The organism is Vreelandella sp. F11, assembly GCF_042466685.1.
In the GTDB taxonomy this organism is placed as follows: domain Bacteria; phylum Pseudomonadota; class Gammaproteobacteria; order Pseudomonadales; family Halomonadaceae; genus Vreelandella.
On the sequence record NZ_CP170448.1, the window covers coordinates 1797942 to 1823386 of the forward strand.

23 protein-coding genes are annotated in these 25445 nt (G+C 53.0%); 20 read left to right on the plus strand and 3 right to left on the minus strand.

Going from position 1 to position 25445, the window contains the following annotated elements:
• Positions 1-2: 2 nt before the first annotated feature.
• Positions 3-1022 carry a small ribosomal subunit biogenesis GTPase RsgA gene (gene rsgA, locus ACFIOZ_RS08080; RefSeq protein WP_386083171.1) on the minus strand — a complete coding sequence of 340 codons (1020 nt, stop codon included), beginning with the start codon at positions 1020-1022 and terminating at the stop codon, positions 3-5.
• 563 nt (positions 1023-1585) lie between these two features.
• Here rsgA and ACFIOZ_RS08085 point away from each other — a divergent pair.
• The 9 genes from ACFIOZ_RS08085 (at position 1586) to orn (ending at position 10212) form a co-directional block, all read left to right on the plus strand.
• Positions 1586-2611 carry a TRAP transporter substrate-binding protein gene (locus tag ACFIOZ_RS08085; RefSeq protein WP_386083172.1) on the plus strand — a complete coding sequence of 342 codons (1026 nt, stop codon included), beginning with the start codon at positions 1586-1588 and terminating at the stop codon, positions 2609-2611.
• Positions 2612-2669: 58 nt separating this feature from the next.
• Positions 2670-3191 (plus strand): TRAP transporter small permease subunit, encoded by a 522-nt coding sequence (locus ACFIOZ_RS08090; RefSeq protein ID WP_386083173.1) that lies wholly within the window; start codon positions 2670-2672, stop codon positions 3189-3191.
• Positions 3181-4488 carry a TRAP transporter large permease gene (locus ACFIOZ_RS08095; RefSeq protein ID WP_386083174.1) on the plus strand — a complete coding sequence of 436 codons (1308 nt, stop codon included), beginning with the start codon at positions 3181-3183 and terminating at the stop codon, positions 4486-4488. Before ACFIOZ_RS08090 ends, ACFIOZ_RS08095 begins: the two co-directional genes overlap by 11 nt.
• A gap of 12 nt (positions 4489-4500) precedes the next feature.
• Positions 4501-5700, plus strand: coding sequence for a mandelate racemase/muconate lactonizing enzyme family protein (locus tag ACFIOZ_RS08100; RefSeq protein WP_386083176.1), 1200 nt, complete (start codon positions 4501-4503; stop codon positions 5698-5700).
• 11 nt (positions 5701-5711) lie between these two features.
• Positions 5712-6479: an SDR family oxidoreductase gene (locus ACFIOZ_RS08105; RefSeq protein WP_386083177.1), complete on the plus strand. Its 768-nt coding sequence runs from the start codon at positions 5712-5714 to the stop codon at positions 6477-6479.
• A gap of 8 nt (positions 6480-6487) precedes the next feature.
• The gene (locus ACFIOZ_RS08110; RefSeq protein ID WP_386083178.1) at positions 6488-7531 is read left to right on the plus strand and encodes an L-idonate 5-dehydrogenase; all 1044 of its coding nucleotides are present in this window, start codon (positions 6488-6490) and stop codon (positions 7529-7531) included.
• A gap of 94 nt (positions 7532-7625) precedes the next feature.
• Positions 7626-8336: a GntR family transcriptional regulator gene (locus tag ACFIOZ_RS08115; protein WP_386083179.1), complete on the plus strand. Its 711-nt coding sequence runs from the start codon at positions 7626-7628 to the stop codon at positions 8334-8336.
• Positions 8337-8375: 39 nt separating this feature from the next.
• Positions 8376-9350 carry a 2-hydroxyacid dehydrogenase gene (locus ACFIOZ_RS08120; protein WP_386083180.1) on the plus strand — a complete coding sequence of 325 codons (975 nt, stop codon included), beginning with the start codon at positions 8376-8378 and terminating at the stop codon, positions 9348-9350.
• A gap of 256 nt (positions 9351-9606) precedes the next feature.
• Positions 9607-10212, plus strand: a complete 606-nt coding sequence (orn, locus tag ACFIOZ_RS08125; RefSeq protein WP_386083181.1) for an oligoribonuclease — start codon at positions 9607-9609, stop codon at positions 10210-10212.
• A 4-nt stretch (positions 10213-10216) separates the two neighbouring features.
• On the opposite strand, the gene queG is transcribed toward orn, so the two are convergent.
• Positions 10217-11344 (minus strand): tRNA epoxyqueuosine(34) reductase QueG, encoded by a 1128-nt coding sequence (gene queG / locus ACFIOZ_RS08130; protein ID WP_386083182.1) that lies wholly within the window; start codon positions 11342-11344, stop codon positions 10217-10219.
• A gap of 125 nt (positions 11345-11469) precedes the next feature.
• Here queG and ACFIOZ_RS08135 point away from each other — a divergent pair, with 125 nt between their 5' ends.
• From ACFIOZ_RS08135 to ACFIOZ_RS08185, 11 genes are all read left to right on the plus strand, one after another.
• Positions 11470-12942 carry an NAD(P)H-hydrate dehydratase gene (locus tag ACFIOZ_RS08135; RefSeq protein WP_386084023.1) on the plus strand — a complete coding sequence of 491 codons (1473 nt, stop codon included), beginning with the start codon at positions 11470-11472 and terminating at the stop codon, positions 12940-12942.
• Positions 12943-12953: 11 nt separating this feature from the next.
• Positions 12954-13469, plus strand: coding sequence for a tRNA (adenosine(37)-N6)-threonylcarbamoyltransferase complex ATPase subunit type 1 TsaE (gene tsaE, locus ACFIOZ_RS08140; RefSeq protein ID WP_386083183.1), 516 nt, complete (start codon positions 12954-12956; stop codon positions 13467-13469).
• Entirely contained in the window at positions 13460-14923 is a 1464-nt protein-coding gene (locus ACFIOZ_RS08145; RefSeq protein WP_386083184.1) for an N-acetylmuramoyl-L-alanine amidase, read from the plus strand. The genes tsaE and ACFIOZ_RS08145 overlap by 10 nt, the downstream gene beginning before the upstream one ends.
• Before the next feature lie 18 nt (positions 14924-14941).
• A complete protein-coding gene (mutL, locus tag ACFIOZ_RS08150; RefSeq protein ID WP_386084025.1) occupies positions 14942-16837 on the plus strand; it encodes a DNA mismatch repair endonuclease MutL in 1896 nt (631 codons plus the stop codon).
• Positions 16838-16884: 47 nt separating this feature from the next.
• Positions 16885-17823 (plus strand): tRNA (adenosine(37)-N6)-dimethylallyltransferase MiaA, encoded by a 939-nt coding sequence (gene miaA, locus ACFIOZ_RS08155; protein ID WP_386083185.1) that lies wholly within the window; start codon positions 16885-16887, stop codon positions 17821-17823.
• 193 nt (positions 17824-18016) lie between these two features.
• Positions 18017-18265 (plus strand): RNA chaperone Hfq, encoded by a 249-nt coding sequence (hfq, locus tag ACFIOZ_RS08160; RefSeq protein WP_007114649.1) that lies wholly within the window; start codon positions 18017-18019, stop codon positions 18263-18265.
• 37 nt (positions 18266-18302) lie between these two features.
• A complete protein-coding gene (hflX, locus tag ACFIOZ_RS08165; protein ID WP_386083186.1) occupies positions 18303-19613 on the plus strand; it encodes a ribosome rescue GTPase HflX in 1311 nt (436 codons plus the stop codon).
• Between the two features lie 149 nt (positions 19614-19762).
• The gene (hflK, locus tag ACFIOZ_RS08170) at positions 19763-21037 is read left to right on the plus strand and encodes an FtsH protease activity modulator HflK (RefSeq protein WP_386083187.1); all 1275 of its coding nucleotides are present in this window, start codon (positions 19763-19765) and stop codon (positions 21035-21037) included.
• Positions 21038-21934 (plus strand): protease modulator HflC, encoded by an 897-nt coding sequence (gene hflC / locus ACFIOZ_RS08175; protein WP_386083189.1) that lies wholly within the window; start codon positions 21038-21040, stop codon positions 21932-21934.
• Between the two features lie 142 nt (positions 21935-22076).
• Complete coding sequence (locus ACFIOZ_RS08180; RefSeq protein ID WP_386083190.1) at positions 22077-23273, plus strand: ATP phosphoribosyltransferase regulatory subunit; 1197 nt, start codon at positions 22077-22079, stop codon at positions 23271-23273.
• Complete coding sequence (locus tag ACFIOZ_RS08185; protein ID WP_088698541.1) at positions 23273-24568, plus strand: adenylosuccinate synthase; 1296 nt, start codon at positions 23273-23275, stop codon at positions 24566-24568. Before ACFIOZ_RS08180 ends, ACFIOZ_RS08185 begins: the two co-directional genes overlap by 1 nt.
• A gap of 50 nt (positions 24569-24618) precedes the next feature.
• Here the strand turns inward: ACFIOZ_RS08185 and cobO are convergent, their stop codons facing one another.
• Positions 24619-25218, minus strand: coding sequence for a cob(I)yrinic acid a,c-diamide adenosyltransferase (cobO, locus tag ACFIOZ_RS08190; RefSeq protein WP_386083191.1), 600 nt, complete (start codon positions 25216-25218; stop codon positions 24619-24621).
• Between the last annotated feature and the right edge of the window lie 227 nt (positions 25219-25445).

The following is a 25445-nucleotide window of genomic DNA, read 5'->3' on the forward strand; positions in this document are numbered from 1 at the left end:
CGTTAGCTGTCTAGGCTATCGAGAATGCGCCGATAGCTGGCAAAGCGTGCTGGATGAATCTTGCCTGCCTCGACCGCCGCGAGTAAAGCGCAGCCTGGCTCATTACGATGCCTGCAGTCACGGAAGCGGCAGTAACCAATATAGTCGTGAAACTCAATAAAGCCGTCGGTGACTTCCTGCTCGTTGAGGTGCACCAGGCCAAACTCGCGAATACCCGGTGAGTCGATGAGATCGCCGTCGGCCACCTCGGCGCGGCTCATGGTATAAAGGCGTGCCGTGGTGGTGGTGTGAGTACCTTTGCGGGAGTCCTCCGAGAGTGCGCCAATACGCAGGGTTTCGTTGGGTAGCAAGAGATCAATCAGCGATGATTTGCCGACGCCGCTTTGGCCAACGAATACCGAGGTGCGCCCTTCGAGTTGGCTGCGCAGTTCATCTAGGCCAGTTTCTGTGGCGGTGGTGGTGCGGACGACGGGGTAGCCCAAATCGCGATAGCGCTCGAGTAGTTTACCCAGCTCACCGCCATCTTCTGGCAGTAAATCGGTTTTATTGAGCACCAGCACTGGCGCAATGCCGGTGGCTTCCGCGGCAACTAAATAACGGTCGATTAGGTTGGCGTGGGGCGCGGGTTCCGCTGCGAATACGATCAACAGCTGGTCAATGTTGGCGGCCACCGGTTTGAGCAGGCCGCGGGCGTCGGGGCGCTTAAGTACGCTGTCGCGCTCTTCCCGCGCCACCACCACGCCCGAACCTTCTTGACCAGCGCGCCATATGACCCGGTCACCAGTGACCAGACCGTCCAGATTGGCGCGTAAGTGGCAGCGCACCGGTTCATTGTCGCTGTTGCGCACTTCAAGGGTGCGCCCGAAGTGAGCGACAACACGTCCCGGCTGTTCGGCGCCGTATTCGCCAGCGGCGAGTTTTTCAGCATCCTGCACATCGCGCTTTTCAGCGCGCTGGGCACGTTCTGCCTGGACTTTCTCGACTCGCCACTGCTGCTGGCGACTTAATTTACGTTTGCTCATGACCACCTGATGATCGGTACAATAGCGATCATTGTACCTACCAACTAGCCAAACTGTCCTGTATAGCTGCTTGAGGAGCTAATTAAAGTCGCTATTTGATTACTTTTCTGTTGTGTCACTCATCAGGTTGCCTCCCATTCGATTACCACGTTCAGCGCCATAGCAGCCCATTAACAACGCTAAATCCAACAGAATGATGGGCAGGGTAGGGCGTTTGTTTTGCCTGCATGAACTGCCTCGTGAGCTCATCAATTAGTATAATTCCACGTAGTGACACGCTCCGCCTTCCTTGTAAAAGCCAAATTAAATTACCCCTCTACTTCGAATGTAAGCAATTTCTGATGTTTCCGTAACAATATGTTTTATATATGAAATGAAATTAATTGTTGGACGGTGTTTTTGGTTTCCGGCCGGGGAGTATAGGTTTGTAGAAGATAGCCGACACCAGCTTCTTATTAGTACTCAAAAAATCCTTGCCAATGGCTATTTGACATCCCGATCTTCATGCTGCTATTAATATTTTGTGATATATCACAGTATGAATTGAAAATATGGAGCAGCTTATGAAAATTATAAAAAGATCTATCGTTGTAGCGCTTGGCATCGCTTTTCTTACGCCTTTAACAAACAGTTATGGGCAGGATGTGACAGTTCTAAACTTCCAAACACATCACAGCTCCTCATCATTACAAGGGACGGCTCTTAACCGATTTGCTGATTTAGCTAACGAGATGTCGGGCGGGAGTTTGGATATAAAAATGCATACAGACTCAGCAGTGGTGAAAGCATCGGAGGCATTTGAGTCGGCGAGCATGGGGATTATTGATGGTGATGCAACAGGGGCGGGATATATAACCGGTAAAAACCCAGCCTTTCAATTTTATGGCGATATCATGGGAGGATACAACACGCCTTACGAGTTAATTGGTTGGTACAAAGATGGTGGCGGTTTAGAGCTAGCTAACGAACTTTACCACCAATTTGATATGCACTTGATAGGGGTGTTTATTGCTACACCTGAATCGCTCAGCTCAACTTCAGAGTTAGCTGGCATAGAGGATCTCGATGGGTGGAAGTTTCGATCCCCTCCTGGTATGGAATCGGAAATTTTTGCCAGTTTAGGCGCTGGGCCGGTTGTTATGCCCTTTGGTGAAGTTTTTACTGCCATGTCTACCGGAACCGTTTCTGGAGCGGATGCCTCCACTCTCGCTGTGAATAAAGGGTTAGGTCTCTACGACATCGCAGAGCATGCAACTTATCCGGGATTTCATTCAATGCCGATTGAGCATGTGGCGATAAATCTTGATAAGTGGAATAACCTTAGTGGAGCTGAACAACAAATACTCCGTTCTGCTGTTGATACTATTGCTTTGGAGATAGTTCAAGACTCTACGATGCTTGATCGGCAAGCAGCAGCAGAGCTTAGGCAAGAAGGCGTGACCCTACACGACTGGAGCGAGGAAGACCGCCAGGCCTTTAGGGAAGCAGCTCAACAAGTGTGGGAAGATTGGTCGACACGTAGTCCTGAAGCCAAGGCTGCATATGACTCTCACATTGCCTATATGAACAAATTAGGCATCCTTGAATAGATAAAAATATCAATAATCCGAGGTCGCTTGGCCTCGGCTTACTCAAGGAGAAACCTCTATGTCGCCCCTCATGCATAAGTCATCAATTGCCAAAACAGTAACTGCCCTTTTTTCTTTATTACTACTCGTTATTGTAGCCGTTACTTTTTACGAGGTGTTGGCCAGGTATATATTTAAATCCCCCACACTGTGGGCCAATGAGTTGGCGCTATGGTTATCTGCGATTCTTTATGCGGCGGCAGGTGTCTATGCGATGCAGCTCGATCAGCACCTTCGCATTACCGTCCTATACGATGCTTCGCCATCTTGGCTAAAGCGAGTATTCGACTGTATTCAGCTTATTTGCGTGCTGACCTACTGCTTGGCGGTATCCTGGTTCGGCTGGCCCAGCTCTTGGAAAGCATTGGCGACGTGGGAGCGCTTTGGAACCGCTTGGAATCCTCCCATTCCTGCGACAGTCAAGCCTGCCATAGTGTGTGCAGCACTGATAATAGCGATCTACGCGATTATCAATTTTATTAAAAATATGCGGGGGATCGACACTCGCTCACTGGCTGAGGAGAAGGGACGTGTCGATTGAATTAATTACCCTAGTACTTGTTCTTGGCGTTCTATTCCTGATGGCGATAGGTGTGCCGCTAGCCTTTGCTGCGGGTTCTCTTGCGATCACAATCGCTTACTTTAATTATGGTACTCCTGTTATCGCCATTGCCCACAAAACAATATATGGGTTGGCTACGGAGTATGCTTTGCTCTCAATTCCGCTGTTTATATTTATGGCGACGCTTTTAGAGAGATCGAGAATAGCCCACGACCTTTACAATAGCCTCAATAAGTTATTTGGGCATAGAAAAGGTGGCGTAATGACCGTTACGCTGGTGATATCCATATTTATGGCGGCTATAAGTGGGATCATTGGTGGTGAAATAGTGTTGCTAGGTCTAGTGGCGCTACCTCAAATGTTGAGACTGAACTACGATAAGAAGTTAGCAATTGGCGTCATCTGTGCTGGCGGATCCTTGGGGACAATGATACCCCCGTCAATTGTACTCATTGTTTATGGGCTTACTGCCGAAGTCTCAGTACATAAACTGTTTCTCGCTTCATTTGTCCCAGGCTTTGTGCTAGCGCTTGCCTATTATGCTTATATCTATATTCGCTGTACGTTAAATCCAAACCTAGCCCCAATGCCCGAAAAAGCAGAAGTCGAAGCAATTGGTTGGAAGGATGTCATTCATGGCTTCCTTCCGTTTCTGTTGCTAATTTTTATAGTGTTTGGATGTATCTATGGAGGCGTAACATCGATTACAGAAGCAGCTGGTATAGCTGTGGGCGCCACCCTTATGGTGATATATGCACGTAAAGAGCTTTGCAAAGAGCTAGTGTGGCAGGCGCTTAAAAGAACGCTTCTGTCATGCGGTATTATTTTATGGGTAACTTTTGGCGCAGCAGTCTTGATTGGAATATACAATCTCTCAGGAGGGCAGCAGTATGTTACTAGCTTTATTGCAGGGCTAGGTATTTCTCCTTTTGCAACTATCCTGGTTATGATGCTGGTGTTTTTTGTGCTGGGTCTTTTCATGGATTGGATTGGGATACTGCTTCTTACAATTCCTATTTTTGTACCCATTGTAACCCATCTAGGTTATGACCCAGTATGGTTTGGAGTACTGTTTTCATTAACGATGCAAGTTGCATTTTTGTCACCTCCATTTGGTCCAGCTGCATTTTATTTGAAAAGTGTTGCCCCGCCTGAGATTAGCCTTCAGACAATATACGCTTCGCTTTGGCCATTTATGCTTATACAAATAGCAATATTGATATTTATATTGGCATTCCCTGATGTGGCACTTTGGTTACCGGCCTTACTTAGCTAAAAAGGATTGAAAATGAAAATTACAGCGATAAAAACATATCGATTAAAAGAGTTTTCCAATGTGCTTTGGGTACACGTTGAGACGGATGCGGGTATCGTCGGCTTAGGTGAAACATTTTATGGTGCTGGTGCTGTAGAAGCCCATATACACGAAACACTCTCCGAGCGGTTGTTGGGCAAAGACCCTCTTCATATTGAGGCTTTGCACAAAGAGATGGTATCACTACCCATGGCGCAGTCTTCAACAGGCGCTGAATACCGTGCAGCCTCTGCTATTGACATAGCTCTCTGGGATATCTTTGGTAAAGTATGTAACCAGCCAGTCCACCAAATGTTAGGAGGGCTGTGTTGGGAGAAGATTCGCATATATAACACATGTGCTGGTTACCGTTACGTTCGAACTAACAATATTAAGCCAGTTTCAAATTGGAATTTAGGTGCTGCGGAGGGGCCTTATGAGGATCTGGATGGCTTTATGAACCGCCCTGCGCAGTTAGCTGAAAATCTCCTGGAGTCGGGTATTACGGCAATGAAAATCTGGCCATTTGACCCCGCTGCTGCTGAGACGCGTGGCCAGTACATCACCTCATCGCAAATGAAAAAAGCGATAAAACCTTTCGAAGAAATACGTAAGGCTGTTGGCGATGAAATGGACATCATGGTTGAGTTTCATTCTCAGTGGAATTTGCCGACTGCAAAAAATATAGCTAAGGAATTGGAACAATTTAATCCCACTTGGTATGAAGACCCCATTCGAATGAACTCACCGCAAGCACTGGCTGAGTTTGCCGCTTCTACCTCTGTTTGGACGTGTGCCAGTGAAACGCTTGGCTCTCGTTGGCCCTATAAAGACATGCTGGATCGTGACGCAACCCATGTGGTTATGGTCGATCTCTGTTGGACCGGGGGGTTAACAGAAGGGCGCAAAATAGCCTCCCTTGCCGAAACTTGGCATCGCCCTTTTGCTCCTCATGACTGTATTGGCCCGGTGGGATTTGTGGCCGCCATTCATATGTCGTTTAGTCAGCCAAACACGCTCATTCAGGAGAGTGTAAGAGCTTTTTATCGAGGCTGGTATACCGAACTGGTAACGGCGGTACCCAAAATCGAAAATGGCTTTGTATACCCTATGGAGGGGCCAGGGCTTGGCGTTGAGCTTCTGCCCACTTTCTTTAAACGCTCCGATCTGAGCGTGAGAAAAACGTCACTTTAAAGGAGACACCCATGGCAACGAATCTTTTTGACTTAACAGGTAAAACCGCTCTCATTACAGGTTCTTCACGGGGTTTAGGCCGCGCCTTTGCCGAGGGGCTTGCTAGCGCTGGAGCTTCCGTCATTCTTAACGGGATGAACCAAGAGCGGCTAGAAGCTGCTGAAAGAGAGATGACTCAGAGTGGCTATCATGTCGAAGTCGCTGCTTTTGATGTCACCGATGAAAGCGAGGTTAAATCAGCCTTCGCTAAATTCGATAAAGCGGGTATCAATATTGACATTTTGATTAATAATGCCGGAGTACAGTTTAGAAAACCGATGGTTGAGCTTGAAACATCCGATTGGCATCGTGTCATTGATACTAATTTAACCTCAGCTTTTGTTGTTGGCAGAGAAGCGGCAAAGAGAATGATTGAGCGTGGTTACGGAAAGATCATTAATATTGGATCCCTAACCAGTGAACTAGCCCGCGCAACGGTTGCTCCCTACACGGTAGCCAAGGGCGGGGTAAAAATGCTGACTAAGGCGATGGCTGCTGAGTGGGGAGAGCATGGCATCCAGGCTAACGCCATTGGGCCTGGTTATATGTTGACTGATATGAACGAAGCCTTAACCTCAAACCCAGATTTTGATGCATGGGTAAAAAGCCGAACACCTGCCCGTCGCTGGGGAAAGCCTGAAGAACTTGCAGGTACAGCCATTTACCTTAGTTCTGCTGCTTCAGACTATGTTAATGGGCAAATAATTTATGCTGACGGTGGCATGATATCAGTGCTATAGGGGGATTTATGCAAACGATTGTCATACACGCCCCCGGCGACTTACGCGTCGAAGCGCATCCAGAAGCGCATCCGCCCGGCCCAGGTGAAGTAAAGGTCGCCATTAGTAAGGGTGGTATTTGCGGTTCTGATCTACATTACTTCCATAACGGTGGTTTTGGTAAGGTTAAGCTGCAAGAGCCTATGGTTCTGGGGCATGAAGTAGCCGGTGTTATCACCGAACTAGGCATGGGTGTTGCCCATTTAAAACTGGGCGATAAGGTGGCTGTGAATCCTTCGATGCCTTGTGGCGCATGTCACTATTGTCTGCGTGGTCAGCGGAATCAGTGCGAGGATATGCGGTTTTTTGGAAGTGCCATGCGGTTTCCTCATCAACAGGGACTGTTTCGCCAAAATGTCACCATTCCTGCACAACAACTCTACCCGCTACAACCCGAGACTGACCTGACGTATGCTGCCTGTGCAGAGCCTTTAGCCGTCTGTCTCCATGCAGTACGTCAAGCTGGCTCTCTGGTCGGGGGGAACGTATTAGTTTCGGGGTGCGGGCCAATTGGCTGCTTAACGGTGCTATCTGCTGCTCGCGCTGGGGCTCACTATATTACCGCGACAGATCTTTCTGATGCTCCTTTAGCGATTGCGACTCAATTAGGCGCGCATCGCAGTGTCAATCTCAATAGCCAACCAGATGCGTTGGCTTCCCTTGCTCAAGGGAAGGGTAGCCAAGATGTTATCTTTGAATGCTCGGGTAGCCCCAAAGCACTTGCGTCGGCATTAGAGATTATTAAGCCTGGCGGCACTATAATTTTGGTTGGTTTAGGTGGTGAGATCCCATTTCCCTTAAATTTAGCGGTTGCTAAGGAGGTGAAGATGATGGGGAGCTTCCGTTTTGACGAGGAGTTTTCCCAGGCTGCTGACCTAATTGATAGAAGGGTGGTTGATTTAAAACCTTTCGTATCTTCAGTTATACCTTTTAGAGAGGCAAGGTCTGCTTTTGAGCTAGCGTCTCTGCGTGAGAAATCGATGAAAGTTCAGCTTGATTTTGATGAGCGCTGAGTACTCATGTTTTTCACCAGGCCTAATATTTTATTTGATAAGTTAGTGTATGATTGATAAGTGAGTTTTGTCCGATAACAATGGCTAAGTATATATGAGTAGCAAACCTAGTAATACGGGTCAGAATCTGCTTGATCTTGCCTATGATAAGCTTGAAGAATTAATTGTCACCTGTGAGCTAAAGCCAGGCAGCCATCTTAGGATTCAAGACTTACAAACGATGACAGGCTTTAATCGAATGCCGGTCTATCAAGCAACAACGCGGTTGTCTGCTGATACGCTAATGATTATTCATCCACGACAAGGTATCCAGATTTCGCCAATAGACTTATCTCGTGCTTCATTGCTGCTTAACTTACGTCGAGATCTCGAAAGGTTCGTCATATCACTAGCTAGCCAAAGAGCAAGCGACGCGCAAAGAAGTCAGTTTCGCCACATAGCTAACTTGTTAAAAACAAGCGAGTCCTTAACTATCTCTGAGTTCAATGCGTATGATAGCAAAATAGATCAAATGGTGCTTTCTGCGTGCGGTGAACCCTTTTTGCAGTATACGCTTAGACCTTTGCATACTATTTTTCGAAGAATTGGCTGGATTTATCATTCCTATACCGCCGGTGGGAAATGTCTTGATAGTACTGTGGAAGGCCATATAGCCGTTCTGGATGCCATACTTTCAGGGAAGCCAGAAAAAGCCGCACTTGCTTCTGACAAGTTGATCGACTTTGTCGAAGATATGTTGCCTATACTAGATAATGAATTACCTCCTAGTGTCTTTGATGTGAGAATGGAGTTTAATCAACCTTAGTTTAATCAATCTTAGTTTAATAATAATGCTGGAGCCTTTATGAACATAGTTTTTCATGGAAAGAATGCCCAAACGTTTTTCGATGGTTTTGAGAACCTTCTTGAGGAAAATCACTCCATAAAGCTGTTACCAGATACGCTCGAATCTGATGAAGATATTGCTTGCTATACCAGCGCCGATGTCATTGTTGGCGTAAAGCATGATTTATCGCTACCTAGCTTAAAAACAATAAGGTTGTTTCATGTCCCGGGCGCGGGCTATGACGGTTTAGATTTCTCCCTGCTCCCAAGCAAAACAGTGGTTTGTAATTGTTTTGGGCATGAGCAAGCGATCATTGAGTATGTCATGTCGGCCCTTCTGCTTAGGCATGTTCCAATAACCGATGCCGATGAAAGGTTAAGAAAGGGTGACTGGAAGTATTGGGCCGGTGGTGCATCAGGCCTACGCACTGAGCTATCTTCTGAGTCTATAGGTATCATCGGTTATGGGCATATTGGAAAGGAATTGGCAAAAAGGGCCCATGCTTTTGGAATGGAGGTATCTATTGCAAATAGAAGCAGGATTGAAGCGTCTAGCCATATAAAAAAATCTTATGCCCTTGATGACCTCTCCTCTATGTTGAAGGATGTCGATATTGTTGTTAATACGCTCCCTCTGTCTAAAGATACCGAAGGTCTTATTGGCCATAAAGCATTTGAGGATATGAGAAGTAGTGCTGTTTTTATCAATGTTGGTCGTGGCCGCGTGGTTGATGAAGAAGCACTATTTGACGCCCTCAAGGAGTCGCGGATTGCTAGCGCAATCATAGATACTTGGTATGTCTACCCTACAGCCTCAGAGGCTAATCCTCTACCCGCTTCTTTACCTTTCCATGAATTAAACAATGTGATGATGACCCCGCACATGTCAGGGTGGACGTACGGTACGGTAAAGCGCCGCCAATTAACGATGGCACGTAATATTAATAAATTATCCAAGGGTGAAGGCGATCTTGAAAACACTGTTTCTACCTGAATGAAAATTAAATCAGAAATCCGGTTTTGAACCTTTACCCATAATTAAAGTGATATGGTTTACTGATGATAATATAGTCTCAGCGGCCGATGTGGGGCTGTTCCCCCTTGTGCCAAAGTGCGAGAATTTAGAGGGCCTGTGGACGTTTCGTCGTGACTCACGCTGAAACGACCACAGGCCCTTATTTAACTGTCAGCGTAAAATTAAGGCACAATGGCAGGATTTGACGAGCCATTTAGGCAGAAGGGTAACGGTAATGAGCAACGAAACAACGGATGCAATGAGCGCTAAAACAGCGCCCCGTGATGATCTGCTGGTGTGGATCGATCTAGAGATGACCGGTTTAGATCCCAATAAAGAGCGCATCATTGAAGTGGCCACACTGATTACCGATGCGGACTTGAACGTCGTGGCTGAGGGGCCAGTCATTGCAGTGAAGCAGCCCGATAGCCTGCTGACGCAGATGGATGACTGGAATCAGAAAACCCACGGCGAATCAGGTTTGGTTGCACGGGTAAAAGCCAGCAAGGTGGAAACTGCTGAAGCCGAACAGCAAACCCTGGCGTTTCTGCTGCAGTACGCGGTGGCGGGCTCGTCGCCCATGTGCGGCAACAGTATCCACCAGGATCGGCGCTTTCTGGAGCGTGAGATGCCTGCACTGCTCAATTTTTTCCACTACCGCAATCTTGATGTGTCGAGCATAAAAGAGGTGGCCAAACGCTGGAATCCTGGAGCGCTGGCGGGCTTTAGTAAGCGGAATGTGCACCTGGCCATGGACGATATTAAAGAGTCGATTGCTGAACTTGCCCACTACCGCAGCACGTTTTTACGTGTTGATCAAAGCAGCGACGAAGAGGAGTAACTGTTTAAGGCGCGTCAGTGGCAATGCGTTGACCGCGCTTGAGACGCTGCTCCTCAAGTGCCCAGGCAACATGTTCACGCACAAGATCGCTGGGGTAGGCTCTGCGTGCAACTAGTGCGGCTTCCACGGCCTCACTCCAGGGCGCATTGCCCAGGCCAATGGCGATATTGCGCAGCCAGCGCTCGTAGCCAATGCGTCGGATGGGGCTGCCGGCGGTTTTATCCAGAAATTCCGCCTCGCCCCAGGCAAACAGGCTGATAAGCGATGCCCGGTCTAAGTCATGGCGCGGGGCAAAGTCATTTTCCTGGGTAATACGGGTAAAACGGGTGAACGGGCATACCAGTTGGCAGTCATCGCAGCCGTAAATACGGTTACCCATGGCGCGGCGATACTCGACCGGAATCGACCCGTGCAGCTCAATGGTGAGATAGGAAATGCACTTGCGTGAGTCGACTACTTTGTCATCAACGATGGCGCCGGTGGGGCAGGCTGTGCGGCAAGCGCTGCAATTGCCACAGTGTTCATGTTCAAAAGGCGCATCTACGGGCAGCGGCAGGTCGGTATAGAGCTCACCCAGGAAAAACAGCGAGCCCGCTTTAGGGTTGAGCAGCATGGCGTTTTTGCCGAACCAGCCCAGTCCCGCTTTTTGCGCCAGGGCGCGCTCCATCACTGGCGCTGAGTCGACAAAGGCGCGATAGCCGAACTCACCGACTTCCTGCTCAATTTTTTTTGCTAATAGGGCTAACCGTTTGCGAATAAGCTTGTGATAATCACGCCCTAAAGCGTAGCGGGAAACATAGGCGCGGTTGGGCTGGCCGAGTACTTTTGTGCTCTCCACTTCGGCGGGCAGGTAATCCATGCGCACGCTGATAATGCGCTGAGTGCCGGGTTCCAGCTCTGCGGGGCGGGTGCGCTTGGTGCCATGTTTGGACATAAAGCCCATTTCACCGTGGTAGCCCTCTTCCAGCCACGCGTCCAGGTGAGCTTCATGGGCCGACAGCTCGGGATCGGTGATACCCACCTGCTGAAAGCCCAGCTCTTGCCCCCAGGTTTTAATCAGGTCGGCCAGGCGAGTAAGCGTTGCATTGGACAATGCTTGGCTAGAATGTGCAAAGGCAGTGGAATTCGGCATGGTTATTCAAACAAGTCAGTCAAATAGGTAGTCAATCAATAGCTAGACGTAGGCGCGCTATGCTAACGCATCGTCAGCCATCACAACATGCGAAAGGAGCGATCGTGACAGTCCCGAACACTTCCATGCTACGCCCCCTCTATAAAGCTGCCCAGGTGCGGGAGCTTGATCGTCGCACCATTGCCGGTGGTATCGAGGGGTTTGCGTTGATGCAGCGTGCCGCCTCAAGTGCCTGGCATAGCTTTCGATCCCGCTGGCCCCAGGCGCGTAGCATCACTGTGTTATGTGGGGGCGGGAATAATGGTGGCGATGGGCACGTGCTGGCCGCGCTGGCCATGCAGTCTGGCCTGAAAGTGCAGCGGATAACGCTCAAGAGCGTTGAAGAGCTAAGCGGAGACGCGGCGCGTGCCGCTGAGTTGGCCACATCTGCGGGGGTGGGCTGCGAGGAGTGGCACGCCGGTATCGAACTCACTGGTGAAGTGATCGTCGATGCGCTGTTAGGTACCGGGTTGACCGGAGCGGTAGAAGGGCGTTTCAAGCGCGCTATTGAAATGATCAACGCCTCAGATCAGCCAGTGCTGGCGATTGATATTCCTTCAGGCCTGGTCGCCGATACTGGCGATGTGCCAGGGATTGCCGTAAAGGCCGCCTGCACGGTGACTTTTATCGGCGATAAGGTGGGGTTGCATACGGGGGATGCGCCGGCTTATACCGGCGAGATTGATTTTCGCCCCTTGGGTGTCAAAGCTCAGGCCTATTTCGACATCCCCCCTACGGCTTGGCGGCTTGATGATTCGCTGTTGGCAGCGGTATTTGCTCCACGTTTGCGTACCAGTCATAAAGGCGACATGGGCCACGTGCTGGTGATGGGCGGAGCCCCCGGTTTTGGCGGTGCCGCGCTGCTGGCCTGTCAGGCCGCAGCACGTTTGGGAGCAGGTAAAGTGAGTTTGGCAACGGCGCCTGAGCATATTGTCGCCAGCTTGGTACGCTGCCCGGAAGTGATGGCGCATGGCATACGCGGTGGCGCTGAGGCTGCAGAGTTGCCCAATAACGCTGATGTCATAGTGATCGGCCCAGGGCTTGGTCAGGCGGCCTGGGGGCAGGCAGTGTTGCAGAGCGCGCTGCAGGCAGACAGGCCGCTGGTGGTGGATGCCGATGGGTTGAACCTGCTGGCGCGCCAGTGGCCGGATGTGCGTCGCGATAACTGGATATTGACACCGCACCCGGGTGAAGCCGCGAGGCTATTAAACTGTTCCGTTGCCGATATCCAGTCCGATCGACCCGCTGCGGCCCAGGCGCTGCAACGCGCCCGGGGTGGCGTGGTCATTCTAAAGGGCGCGGGCAGCTTAATCGCAGGCCCCACAGGCTTGGTGGTATGCCCTTACGGTAATCCGGGCATGGCTAGCGGCGGTATGGGCGATGTGCTCAGCGGCATGTTGGGTGCGCTGATTGCGCAGCTTGGCGACGTAGAGTTTAGCGCCTGGCTGGGGGCCATGGTGCATGCGCTAGCGGCAGATTGCGCAGCCCAGCAGGAAGGCGAACGTGGCCTGCTGGCCAGCGATCTGGCATCCTATGCGCGAAAATTGATTAATCCGTGAAGGCAGCCCACATGCAGGTGCAATTAGACAGTGAAGAGGCCCAGGTCGCCTTTGGCGAAGCACTCGGGCAGGTGTTGCAAGGACGCGGGCTCGTCTATCTAGAGGGGGAGCTTGGTGCCGGAAAAACCACCCTAACCCGGGGGATTTTGCGCGCTTACGGCCATCTCGGTGCGGTTAAAAGCCCCACTTATACGTTGGTAGAGCCTTACGAGTTGGGCTCTCAGCGGGTCTATCATCTAGATTTGTACCGTCTGTCGGATCCGGAAGAGCTTGAGTTTATTGGTGGTCGTGACGTACTGGCCGACGATGCGCTTAGCATTATTGAGTGGCCCAGCCGAGGTGAAGGATGGTTGCCCGCGCCTGACCTTCACCTAACCTTGGAAGTAATGGATCAAGGGCGTTTAGTCTCATTGGTCGCGGGCAGTGATCATGGTGAGAGTATATTAGCCACCTTACAAAGTCAGGTAAGTAAAGCAAGTAAGCTAAGTTCCGACCAGTTGGAGAGTGGTGTGACTCAATGGAAATAAAGGGCATAGCGGCACGCGTATATCGCTTACTGGCCGCCAGTTTTTTTGCCCTGGCAGCGGTTAATGTTCAAGCGTCCAGCGTAGACAGTATGCGTTTGTGGGCGGCGCCAGATCATGCCCGGCTGGTATTTGACCTCTCAGGGGCTGCCAATGCCAACGTGTTTTCACTGGAGAATCCAGATCGGTTGGTGATTGATTTGGATGATACCCAGATGAATACCGACCCCAGTACGCTGCCTTTGCATGATAGTGCGATTGCCTCGGTGCGCACGGGCGTACGGGAGGGCGGTGGCCTGCGGGTGGTGCTGGAACTTAACCGTGAGATTGAACCGCGACATTTTACTCTGGCGCCTAATGATCAGTACGGGCATCGCTTGGTAGTGGATCTCGAATACCCCGGCGAAAGTGCCGTCGAGAACCCCATTGATCCTATTGAGGCGATGATTCGGGATCAGGAAATTCAGGCCCAGCGGGCGTCGGCGCAAAGCCAACTGCCGGGCAGCGTGGAGACGCCTACTGACTCAGTACCGGTTGAAGTGCAGGAAGCCAAGCCGCATCCGCGTAGAGACATTATTATCGCCGTAGATGCCGGACACGGCGGTGAAGACCCAGGGGCTATCGGCCCCGCCGGTACCCGTGAAAAAGACGTGGTGCTGGAAATTGCCCGGCGTTTAGCTGCTGAGGTGAATGGAACGCCAGGCTTTAAGGCGGTGCTAACCCGGGATGGTGACTACTATATTGGACTGCGGCAGCGCACCGCACTGGCTCGTGAGCAGAAGGCGGACTTCTTCGTCTCCATCCACGCCGATGCCTTTACCAGCCCACGCCCTCATGGCAGCTCGGTCTATGCACTGTCGCAACGTGGCGCCACCTCGGAAACCGCCCAGTGGCTGGCCGACAGCGAAAATCGCTCGGATCTGATCGGCGGCGTCGATGGCAATCTCTCTTTACGTGATAAAGATCAGGTACTGCGTGGGGTGTTGTTGGACTTGACCATGACCGCAACCCTAAACGATTCGCTCTCTATCGGCGGGCAGGTGTTGGAACAGTTAGGGCGGATTAATCGGCTGCACAAGTCAAGGGTAGAGCAGGCGGGGTTTATGGTGCTTAAATCACCTGATATCCCCTCGCTGTTGATTGAGGTTGGCTTTATCTCTAACCCTGACGAAGAGCGTCGCTTGCGTGACCCGGTGCATCAGTCAGGGCTTTCCCAGGCGATTTTCAGTGGCTTACGCGACCATTTTCAGCGCTACCCGCCGCCAGCCAGCCTGCTAGCCTGGCAGCGCGATAATCAACGCCAGCCGTCGGGTAACGAGTACCGTATTCAGTCAGGGGATACTCTGTCAGCGATTGCCGTGCGCCATGGGGTGCCGGTGAATCAACTGAAGCAGGCCAATGACTTGAATGGTGACGTGATCCGCGTAGGCCAAGTGTTACAGATTCCCCGCTCATGAGGTTTTGTAGTGACTGACATGACCGCTACCGTACCGCGCATACAGGTACTCGACCCACGGCTGGCCAACCAGATTGCCGCCGGTGAGGTGGTTGAGCGTCCTTCATCGGTTACCAAAGAGCTGATAGAGAACGCGATCGATGCAGGTAGCCAGCGCATTGAAGTGGAAATTGAGCAGGGCGGTGCTCGGCTGATTAAGGTGCGCGATGACGGCATTGGTATTGGCCAAGAGGATTTGCCGTTGGCCCTGGCCCGCCACGCCACCAGTAAGATCGGCAGTTTGGAGGACTTGGAAGGCGTTAGCTCGCTGGGCTTTCGCGGCGAGGCGCTGGCGTCGATCAGCTCCGTCTCCCGGCTGGAACTGATCTCCAATGCCGAAGAGGATCCCCGCCATGGCTGGCGGGTGGTGGCGGAAGGGCGGGGCATGGACGCACGGGTGACCCCCGCACCACACCCCCGTGGCACCAGCGTCGGCGTGCGCGACCTGTTTTTTAATACGCCTGCCCGGCGCAAGTTTCTGCGCACAGAAAAGACTGAGTTTGCCCATGTGGAGGAGGCGTTTCGCCGCCAGGCGCTATCCCGTTACGATATTGCCTGGGTGTTGCGTCATAACCAAAAAGTCATTCATCAGCTTCCAGCGGGTCACTCTGCGGCGGCCCGAGAGCGGCGGATTGCCTCGCTGCTGGGTAAGAATTTTATCGAGCACGCCCGCTACATTGAGCGTGAAGCGGGCGGTTTGCGGCTAAGTGGCTGGGTGGGCCTGCCCACCCATTCGCGCTCCCAGGCCGACCAGCAGTACTTCTTCGTTAACGGACGGGTAGTGCGTGATCGTTTGGTCGCCCACGCGGTGCGCCAAGCCTACCGCGATGTGCTATTTAACGGTCGTCATCCGGTGTTTGTGCTCTATCTGGATCTCGACCCGGATGTGGTGGACGTCAACGTTCACCCCACCAAGCACGAAGTGCGCTTTCGTGATGGCCGCATGGTGCACGATTTTCTCTACTCCAGTCTTCATCACTCTTTGGCGTCCGCAAAACCCGCCGAAAGCCTTGAAGAGGGGGAAGACGATGCACCAGATGCACTGCCCCAAGGCGAGGCTTTTGACGCGAGCATTGAGCAGCCTCGTTGGCAGCAACAGGGCATTGCGCTGACCCACTCGCCGGATCGCCACCCAGGTGCCGAGCGAGTGCGCCGCTTTATGCAGGGCTATCAGGCGCTCCATCCCAATCATGAAGAGACGCTGTTAACGCCACAGCCAAGCGCCCCCCGGCAAGATAGTGAGGTGCGTGAAGCGCCGCTGGCGATGCCCGATAATGACCCCACTGCGCCGCCGCCGCTGGGGTTTGCCTTGGGGCAGTTACACGGTATTTATATTCTTGCCCAGAACGCAGAGGGCTTGGTGTTGGTGGATATGCACGCCGCCCACGAACGCATTGTCTATGAGCGCATGAAAACTCAGCTGGCCGCGGCTAAAGGACTGGATGCGCAACCGCTGCTGGTGCCCGTTTCCATCGCCGCCAGCCGGGCTGAAGTGGCCACCGCAGAGAGCGAGCAAGAAGCGATTGCCAAACTGGGGATTGAGCTGGATATCGCCGGGCCGGAAACGCTACTGGTACGTCAATTGCCCGCCTTGCTTGCCCAAGCTGATCCTGAGGCGCTGGTACGCCAGATGCTGGAAGAGCTGGCGCGGTATGGACGTACCCATCAAGTCGAGGCTCGCTTGCATGAACTGCTCTCCACCATGGCTTGCCATGGCAGTGTGCGCGCTAACCGGCGGCTAACAATTGATGAAATGAACGCGCTACTACGCGATATGGAGCGCACCGAGCGCAGCGACCAGTGTAATCATGGCCGCCCCACCTGGACGCAGATGGGGCTAAAAGCGCTCGATCGTTTATTCTTGCGTGGGCAGTAGCTGCGCAGGCAGTAGCAATCACCCTTTTTCTTACCTAATGGAAACGCATGGCTGATACGCGCCCCTGGGCGATTTTTTTGATGGGCCCGACGGCCGCCGGGAAAACCGATACCGCCATGGCGCTGCACGAGCGCCTTGGGCATGAGCTGATTAGCGTTGACTCGGCTATGGTGTATCGCGGTATGGATATTGGCAGTGCCAAACCCAGTGCGGCGGAGCTTGCCCGCGCGCCCCATCATCTGATCGATATCCGTGACCCCGCGGAGCCCTATTCGGCCGCCGATTTTCGAGTAGATGCGTTTTCGCTTATGCGACAAATCAGCGCGGCTGGCAGGGTGCCATTGCTGGTCGGCGGTACCATGCTCTACTTCAAGCGGCTGGTCGAAGGGGTTGCAAACCTGCCGTCTGCAGACCCCGCGATTCGCCAGCGGCTTGAAGCCCAGTGGCAGGTCGAGGGGCTAGCATCACTGCATCAACAGCTCGCTCAAGTGGATGCGGTGTCCGCACAGCGCATTCATCCCAATGACCCGCAGCGCCTCATGCGCGCACTGGAAGTGTACTACGCCAGCGGGCGTCCAATGAGTGAGCTGTGGGCTGAGCAGCAGCCGGAAACCTTTCCCTGGCGCGTGTTGTCGATAGCGTTGGCGCCTAGTGATCGTCGTCTGTTGCATCAACGTATAGCCCAGCGTTTCGAAGTAATGTTGAGTGAAGGCTTGATAAATGAGGTCGCTGCCCTCAAAAAGCGTAATGACTTGCATTTAGGCCTTCCGGCGATGAAGAGTGTGGGTTATCGACAAGTGTGGGAGCACCTAGAGGGCGATTACGATTATTCCTCTCTTGTTGAGCGAGGTGTGATTGCAACTCGTCAGCTAGCCAAGCGTCAATTAACCTGGCTAAGAAGTTGGCCTGAGCTTAATTGGGTGGATTCTCAGCGTTCGGACGCGCTGGATCAGGTGCTGAAACTCGTGCGTGACAGCGGTGCTTAGCGTAAGATAGTCCTCTAAGATAGTAATTTAGTAAGCGTGTGTTTTCGATTGGCTGAGCGATTGGGCCTTTCGAGTACCATGAAGCTCTTCGGGCATCACTTGGCCTTTCGGGCAGTAGATAACAGGGCGGCGTAGCACCAGTAGGGCACGCCATTTGATAATTAACCCCAACGACAGTTTTAGGGAGAGCAACATGTCCAAAGGGCAGTCCCTTCAAGACCCGTACTTGAACATTCTGCGCAAGGAGCGCATTCCGGTCTCAATCTTTTTGGTCAACGGCATTAAGCTGCAGGGCCAGATCGAATCCTTTGACCAGTTTGTTATCCTGCTGCGCAATACCGTCAGTCAGATGGTTTACAAACACGCTATTTCTACGGTTGTTCCGTCTCGCAACGTACGCTTGCCTGCGCAAGACCCGGCAGAGCAGGATGCGGAGATTTAACACCGCTAGAGAAGCAAGAGAGTCCACGAGGTATTGATTGTTTTTCGAACGCCCAGACGCCGGTGAAACGGCAGTTCTTGTTCACGTCGATTTTCATGATGAACAAAAACGTGAAGACCCGGGTGAGTTTTTAGAGCTCGTACGCTCTGCTGGTGCAGAGCCTGCGACTTTACTCACTGCTAGCCGCCACCGACCTGACTCGCGTACCTTTATTGGGTCAGGTAAGTTGGAAGAGCTGCGAGCACTGCTCGCAGCTCACGAGGCCGAGCTGGTGATCTTCAACCATAGCTTAAGTCCCTCTCAAGAGCGCAATGTTGAGCAAGAGCTCAAATGCCGGGTGCTAGACCGTACCGGTCTGATCCTCGATATCTTTGCGCAACGGGCACGAACCCATGAGGGTAAGCTGCAAGTAGAGCTTGCCCAGCTTGAATATATGTCGACTCGTCTAGTGCGCGGGTGGACGCACCTTGAGCGCCAGAAAGGCGGGATTGGTCTGCGCGGGCCTGGTGAGACGCAGCTTGAAACTGACCGTCGCCTGCTGCGTGGACGGATTAAATCGATTCATAAGCGACTTGATAAAGTACGCAGTCAACGCGACCAAAACCGTCGCGCTCGTGCGCGCGCTGAAATTCATAGCGTATCCCTGGTAGGCTACACCAACGCAGGTAAGTCAACGCTATTTAACGCCTTAACCAATTCCGAGGTGTATGCAGCCGATCAGCTGTTTGCGACACTCGACCCTACTCTGCGGCGGCTTGAAATTGATGACGTTGGCCCAGTAGTGATGGCCGATACCGTGGGCTTTATTCGCCACTTGCCGCACAAGTTGGTCGAGGCGTTTCAAGCGACGCTCCAGGAAGCTTCGGAAGCGTCGCTGCTGGTGCATGTGATCGATGCCGCAGACCCTGACCGCGAGCTAAACGTGGAGCAGGTGGAGCTAGTGCTTAAAGAGATCGGCGCAGATGATGTGCCGGTACTCAAAGTCATGAATAAAATTGATAAGCTCGATAGTGCCCCTCGCATAGAGCGTGATGGTCATGGCGTACCCGAAGTGGTTTGGCTCTCTGCCCAGCAGGGGCAAGGGCTGGAGCTGCTGCATGAGGCACTCAGCGAGCGCTTAGCCAATGATGTTATTGGCTTTTCGCTGACACTGACTCCCGAGCAGGGTAAGCTGCGAGCAGGGTTGCACGAGCTTAATGCCGTTCGTGAGGAAGCGTTTGACGAGCAGGGGCATTCGGTACTTGATGTGCGTTTGCCGCGGCGTGACTTTAATCAGCTGATGGCCCAGTTAGGCGAGCGGGCCAACACTTATTTACCTGAAGCGCTGCGTGAAACCGATGAGTGGTAAATGACTTGATTGCCCATCTTGTTGCGCTGCATGTATGCTGCTTTGTATAAAAATGGTACAAGGTTTTTAGAGCAATAATATCAAAACGCGGTGGTGCCGTTTAAATGCGATGCCACCCGCGTTAGCGAATACCTTAGTGGAGACGAAGTATGGCCTGGAATGAGCCTGGTGGTGGCAACCAGCACGACCCTTGGAGTAGTGGCGGCCGACGCGGTGGAAACGACGGCGATGGAAACCGTGGCAATAATAGCGGTGGCGGCAACAACGGCAATAAGGGGGGGGACAACCAAGGCCCTCCCGATCTGGACGAAGCGCTGAAAAAGTTCCAGGACAAACTCAACGGCATGTTGGGCGGGGGCAAGAAAGGGGGTGGCAAGAAAACCGGCGGTGGCGGTAGTGATAAAAACCGCAACCCCTTTGCACTTCCAGGCCTTCTGATTGTCATTGCGCTGGCGGTCTGGGCTGCGATGGGCTTCTACCTCGTGGATCAATCCGAGCGTGGGGTTGTGCTCCGCTTCGGCGAATACCAAGACGTCGTCAACCCCGGCCTTCAGTGGAATCCGCCGCTGATCGATGATGTGCGTATGGTCAACGTGACCCGTGTACGCTCTCTGTCACAAACACAGTCGATGCTGACGCGTGACGAAAACATTGTCGAAGTGGAGATTTCTGCCCAGTATCAAGTGGCGAACCCTCGTGATTTCGTACTTAACGTTCGTGATCCTGCTATCTCGATTGAGAATGCGCTGGATTCGGCGCTACGTCACGTTGTTGGCGGTACCGATATGATCGATATCCTTACCTCGGGTCGTGAGATTCTAGGTAGCTCGGTCGCCAGTCGTCTGCAGTCTTATCTCGATAACTATGGTGCTGGTATCCGTCTACAAACCATCAACATTGAATCCACTTCGGCGCCCGCGCCGGTGATTGACGCCTTCGATGACGTAATCCGTGCCCGCGAAGATCGTCAGCGTACGATCAACCAGGGTATTGCCTACGCCAACGCCATTATTCCTGAAGCCCAAGGTCAGGCGCAGCGTATTGTTGAGCAAGGCCAGGGTTACCGTGAGTCGGTCGTTGCTGAAGCACAGGGTCAAGCCAACCGCTTTAACTCGCTATTGACCGAGTACAGCAATGCGCCCGAGATCATGCGCGAACGTATGTACCTGGACACGATGGAAGAGGTGTTCGGTAAAACGCCGAAGGTGCTGCTGGATGTGAGCGAAAACGCCCCGTTGATGTACTTGCCGCTGGATCAGATGAGTGGCCGGAGTGGTGCTCAAGGTCGTACCTCAACAGGCGGCAGTGCCAATAGCGATGAGCAGTTGGATCCCAGTGTGCTTGAGCGCTTGCGCAACACCCAGGGCAGTTCCAGCTCTTCATCCAATACCAATAGTAGCTCCATCCGCAGGGAGGGCCGGTAAATGATTAATAATCGATCCCTGCTGATTGTTGGTGGTCTGGCTGCCGTTGCTTGGCTGGCGAGTAATACGCTGTATGTGGTCGACGAAACCGAACGCGCTGTTAAGCTGCGTTTTGGTGAAGTCATCGAAGAGAATATTCAGGCTGGCTTGCATGCCAAAGTGCCGATCGCACAAACGATCCGTAAGTTTGATGTTCGTCTTCTAACGCTGGACACCGATACCAGCCGTTACCTGACGCTCGAGCAGAAAGCAGTGATTGTCGACTCCTACGTTAAGTGGCAGGTGGTTAACCCCACCCGCTATTACGAGGCAACAGCGGGCGATGAGCTGATGGCTATCCGCTTGATTCAGCCGCGAGTAGATGAAAGCCTGCGTAATGAATTTGGTCGCTTGAACCTTCAGGAAATTATTGCCGAACGGCGTGATGATCTGATGATCGGTCCCACTGAAGAGCTCGATTCGCTCATGCGTGAAGAGCTTGGGGTCGCTATTCGGGATATCCGCATCAAGCGCATCGATTTGCCTGAAGATGTCTCAGCGGCAGTGTTTGAGCGTATGCGCTCCGAGCGTGAGCGTGAGGCGCGTGAATGGCGTGCTCAGGGTCAGGAAGAAGCCGAGCGTATTCGCGCCAACGCGGATCGCCGTCGCCAAGTACTGTTGGCCCAGGCCAATGAGCGCGCCGAAACACTGCGCGGTGAAGGTGATGCCCAAGCCGCTGCGATCTTCTCTGAAGCGTATGGTCAGGATCAGGAGTTCTTCTCTTTCTGGCGTAGTCTCAATGCCTACAGCGAAAGCTTTGCCGATGATGGCAATCTGATGGTGCTAGAGCCGAGTAGCGATTTCTTCCGCTATTTGCGTAGCGCTGAACCCGAAAGCGGTGAAAGCAGCGGCGAGTAAATCGCCATTGGCCGGTGCTCCTCGTCTTGGTTTGTTGATAGCCAAGCGGGGTTCACCCAGCCAATAAACGTGATAGAATTTATTGACCGGGCGTCGCCCGGTTTTTTTGTGGCTCCTATTCTTCAAGTTCAAGGCAATCGTCATGACCATCGCTGACCGCTGGCTGCTGCCCGACGGCATGGATGAGGTGCTTCCGCCTCAGGCAAGCCGTATGGAAGAGCTGCGCCGTGCACTGCTCGATCTTTACCACTGCTGGGGCTATGACCAGGTCATGCCGCCACCAGTGGAGTTTTTAGACTCCCTATTAACCGGCACCGGTACGGATCTGGATCTTCAGACCTTTAAGCTGACCGACCAGTTAACTGGTCGCATGATGGGCGCCTCGGCGGACGTCACGCCACAAGTAGCGCGTATGGATGCCCACTCGCTGAAGCGTCAAGGGCCGGTACGCCTTTGCTACTGCACTAACGTGCTGCGTGCCAAGGCGGATCAGCATCAAGGCGGGCGTAGCCCCGTGCAGGTGGGCGCGGAGTTATTTGGTCATGCGGGGCTTGAGGCAGACAGTGAAATTATTCACTTGGCGCTGGCCAGCATGAAAGCCGCAGGTGCGGAAGAGATTCACCTGGCGCTTGGGCATATCGGCATCTACCGTAGCCTTGTCGAAGCTGCAGCGCTCAGCGACGAGCAAGAGCGCGCGCTATTTGAGGCGTTGGCGCTAAAATCACCGAGCCAACTAGCGCAACTGGTGGATGCTAGCGTTAGCGACCCGGCATTAGCTGACATGCTGTTAGCGCTGGGCGATCTGCACGGCGGTGCGGATATTTTACGCCAGGCGCGTGAGCGTTTTGCGGGGGCGCCAGCCTCGGTGACAGCCGCACTGGATCAACTGGATGCGCTTTATCAAGGCGTGCTGGCACGCTTTGATGTATCGCTCTACTTTGACTTGGCGGAGCTGCGCGGCTATCAATACCACACGGGTATGATGTTTGCCGCTTATGTGCCGGGCTATGGCCATGCGCTGGCTAAAGGCGGGCGTTATGATGATACAGGGCGGGCTTTTGGTCGTGCCCGCCCGGCCACTGGCTTCTCAATGGATTTGAAGCAGTTGGCATCGCTGGCGTCAGCATCCCCGAGTCGTGGGGCTATTTGGTCGCCCGCTAAGCAGGATGAGTCGCTCAACGCTGCCATTGTCGCGCTGCGTGAGCAAGGGGAACGCGTGATTCAAGCGCTGCCAGGGCAGCGTACTGGGCCGGCGGAGCATGAGTGTGACCGCCGTCTTGAGCTTATCGACGGTCGTTGGCAGCCAACGGCCCTGACACAAGAGACGAGTGCATCATAATGGGTAAGAATGTCGTAGTGCTGGGCACCCAATGGGGTGATGAGGGCAAGGGTAAAATCGTTGACCTGCTGACTGAATCCGCCTCTGCCGTGGTGCGTTTTCAAGGTGGTCATAACGCCGGTCACACGCTGGTCATCGACGGTGAAAAAACCGTGCTTCACCTGATTCCGTCCGGCGTTTTGCGTCCAGGCAAAACCTGCGTGATTGGTAATGGTGTGGTGCTTTCACCTGAAGCGCTGATCAAAGAGATCCGTGAGCTGGAAGCCAAAGGTGTTCCGGTGCGTGAGCGTCTGCGCCTGTCGCCTGCTTGCCCGCTGATTCTGCCTTACCATGTGCGCCTGGATCAGGCTCGTGAAAAAGCCCGTGGCATTGCTAAAATTGGCACCACTGGCCGGGGCATTGGTCCTGCCTACGAAGACAAAGTCGCTCGCCGCGGCCTGCGCTTAGGCGATATGTTGCATCGCGAACGTTTCGCTTCAAAACTGGGCGAAGTGCTTGATTACCACAACTTCGTGCTGGTGAACTACCATGGCGAACCGGCAGTCGACTTCCAGGAGGTGCTGGATACCGCGATGCAGATGGCCGAAGAGCTGCGGCCCATGGTGTGCGACACCGTGAGTATGGTGCACGACCTGCGCAAAGCGGGTGAAAATATCCTGTTTGAAGGTGCCCAGGGTTCGCTGCTGGATATCGACCACGGTACCTACCCCTACGTGACCAGCTCCAACACCACCGCAGGCGGCACGGCCACCGGCTCTGGCGTCGGCCCTCTTTATCTGGATTACGTGCTGGGTATCACCAAGGCGTATACCACTCGTGTGGGGTCAGGCCCGTTCCCCACGGAGCTGTTTGACGTCGATGGCCGCCACCTTGCTGAGCGGGGCCATGAGTTTGGTGCTACCACTGGCCGTGCCCGCCGCTGTGGCTGGTTTGACGCCGTGGCGCTGCGTCACGCAGTGCAGATTAACTCGGTCTCCGGCATCTGCCTGACCAAGCTGGACGTGCTGGATGGCTTGGAAAATATCCGCGTTTGCGTTGGCTATCGCAGTAAAGATGGCGACGTGCTGGAAACGCCGGTGGATTCGGAAGGCTACGAAGCTGTCGAGCCGCTTTACGAAGACCTGCCGGGTTGGAAAGAGTCGACGCTTGGCGCTAAAAAGGTAGAAGATCTACCCGCCAATGCCCGCGCTTATATCAGCTACCTCGAACAGCAGGTAGGTACCAGTATCGATATTATTTCCACCGGTCCAGACCGCATGGAAACCATCGTGCTGCGTAACCCTTTCGACAGTTAAAAGCGGTTTAAGCGGTTCAGAGGGGCAACTTAGTTTGCCCCTCTTGCATATTAGAAGTCGATTCCCCTACGCGCCTGTAGGCCATTGTTAAAGGCGTGGCGCACTTCCTGCATTTCGGTCACCGTATCGGCCATGGCAACGAGTTCGCGGTGAGCGTTGCGGCCGGTAATAATCACTGTCTGCTCAACAGGGCGACTCTCCAGTGCCTGTTTAACGGTTTCGATCTCCAGGTAGCCAAACTTGAGCATATAGGTGATTTCGTCGAGTACCACCAGATAGGTTGCTGGATCCGCCAGCATACGCTCAGCCTCTTTCCATACGTCCTGGCAGGCGTCGGTGTCTGCTTGGCGATTTTGTGTATCCCAGGTGAAGCCGGTCGCCATGATTGCCACTTCTAGATTGGCATCCTCCTCCAGCCGATTACGCTCGCCGCACTCCCACAACCCCTTGATAAACTGAACCACGCCTACTTTATAGCCGTAACCCAAAGCGCGGGTGACCGTGCCCCAGGCAGCGGTTGTTTTACCTTTTCCGTTACCGGTGTTAACGATGATGAGGCCCCGTTGCTCGTTGGCGCTGGCGACTTTCTCCTCTACGCGCGCTTTAAGCTTCTCCATAGAGGCTTTGTGGCGGGTGTCGCGGTCACTCATGGTATCTCCTGGTAAAAGGGCAGACTGACAATAGTCGCTTTTATAAAATGCTAGCCTAAGCCATCCTCAGAGAGTTGAACATCTTTACGGCTGCCCTTGAGGATAATTTTTGTATAGATATTTTCCATGTTTCGTGAACCTTTGTCTTAATAATTCATGCCGAAAACCAACAAACAGCAACAGAATTGGCCCCTGGGGGGCTGGCTGCTCTAGAATAGGGGGTCATG

Coding starts and splice junctions, on each gene's coding strand:
- ACFIOZ_RS08115 (WP_386083179.1), top strand. CDS start 7,626: ATGAGTAGCAAACCTAGTAATACGGGTCAGAATCTGCTTGATCTTGCC.
- ACFIOZ_RS08180 (WP_386083190.1), top strand. CDS start 22,077: ATGACCATCGCTGACCGCTGGCTGCTGCCCGACGGCATGGATGAGGTG.
- ACFIOZ_RS08100 (WP_386083176.1), top strand. CDS start 4,501: ATGAAAATTACAGCGATAAAAACATATCGATTAAAAGAGTTTTCCAAT.
- ACFIOZ_RS08090 (WP_386083173.1), top strand. CDS start 2,670: ATGTCGCCCCTCATGCATAAGTCATCAATTGCCAAAACAGTAACTGCC.
- ACFIOZ_RS08085 (WP_386083172.1), top strand. CDS start 1,586: ATGAAAATTATAAAAAGATCTATCGTTGTAGCGCTTGGCATCGCTTTT.
- ACFIOZ_RS08185 (WP_088698541.1), top strand. CDS start 23,273: ATGGGTAAGAATGTCGTAGTGCTGGGCACCCAATGGGGTGATGAGGGC.
- tsaE (WP_386083183.1), top strand. CDS start 12,954: ATGCAGGTGCAATTAGACAGTGAAGAGGCCCAGGTCGCCTTTGGCGAA.
- cobO (WP_386083191.1), bottom strand. CDS start 25,218: ATGAGTGACCGCGACACCCGCCACAAAGCCTCTATGGAGAAGCTTAAA.
- mutL (WP_386084025.1), top strand. CDS start 14,942: ATGACCGCTACCGTACCGCGCATACAGGTACTCGACCCACGGCTGGCC.
- hflK (WP_386083187.1), top strand. CDS start 19,763: ATGGCCTGGAATGAGCCTGGTGGTGGCAACCAGCACGACCCTTGGAGT.
- ACFIOZ_RS08110 (WP_386083178.1), top strand. CDS start 6,488: ATGCAAACGATTGTCATACACGCCCCCGGCGACTTACGCGTCGAAGCG.
- ACFIOZ_RS08105 (WP_386083177.1), top strand. CDS start 5,712: ATGGCAACGAATCTTTTTGACTTAACAGGTAAAACCGCTCTCATTACA.
- ACFIOZ_RS08120 (WP_386083180.1), top strand. CDS start 8,376: ATGAACATAGTTTTTCATGGAAAGAATGCCCAAACGTTTTTCGATGGT.
- miaA (WP_386083185.1), top strand. CDS start 16,885: ATGGCTGATACGCGCCCCTGGGCGATTTTTTTGATGGGCCCGACGGCC.
- ACFIOZ_RS08135 (WP_386084023.1), top strand. CDS start 11,470: ATGCTACGCCCCCTCTATAAAGCTGCCCAGGTGCGGGAGCTTGATCGT.
- rsgA (WP_386083171.1), bottom strand. CDS start 1,022: ATGAGCAAACGTAAATTAAGTCGCCAGCAGCAGTGGCGAGTCGAGAAA.
- orn (WP_386083181.1), top strand. CDS start 9,607: ATGAGCAACGAAACAACGGATGCAATGAGCGCTAAAACAGCGCCCCGT.
- ACFIOZ_RS08145 (WP_386083184.1), top strand. CDS start 13,460: ATGGAAATAAAGGGCATAGCGGCACGCGTATATCGCTTACTGGCCGCC.
- hfq (WP_007114649.1), top strand. CDS start 18,017: ATGTCCAAAGGGCAGTCCCTTCAAGACCCGTACTTGAACATTCTGCGC.
- queG (WP_386083182.1), bottom strand. CDS start 11,344: ATGCCGAATTCCACTGCCTTTGCACATTCTAGCCAAGCATTGTCCAAT.
- hflC (WP_386083189.1), top strand. CDS start 21,038: ATGATTAATAATCGATCCCTGCTGATTGTTGGTGGTCTGGCTGCCGTT.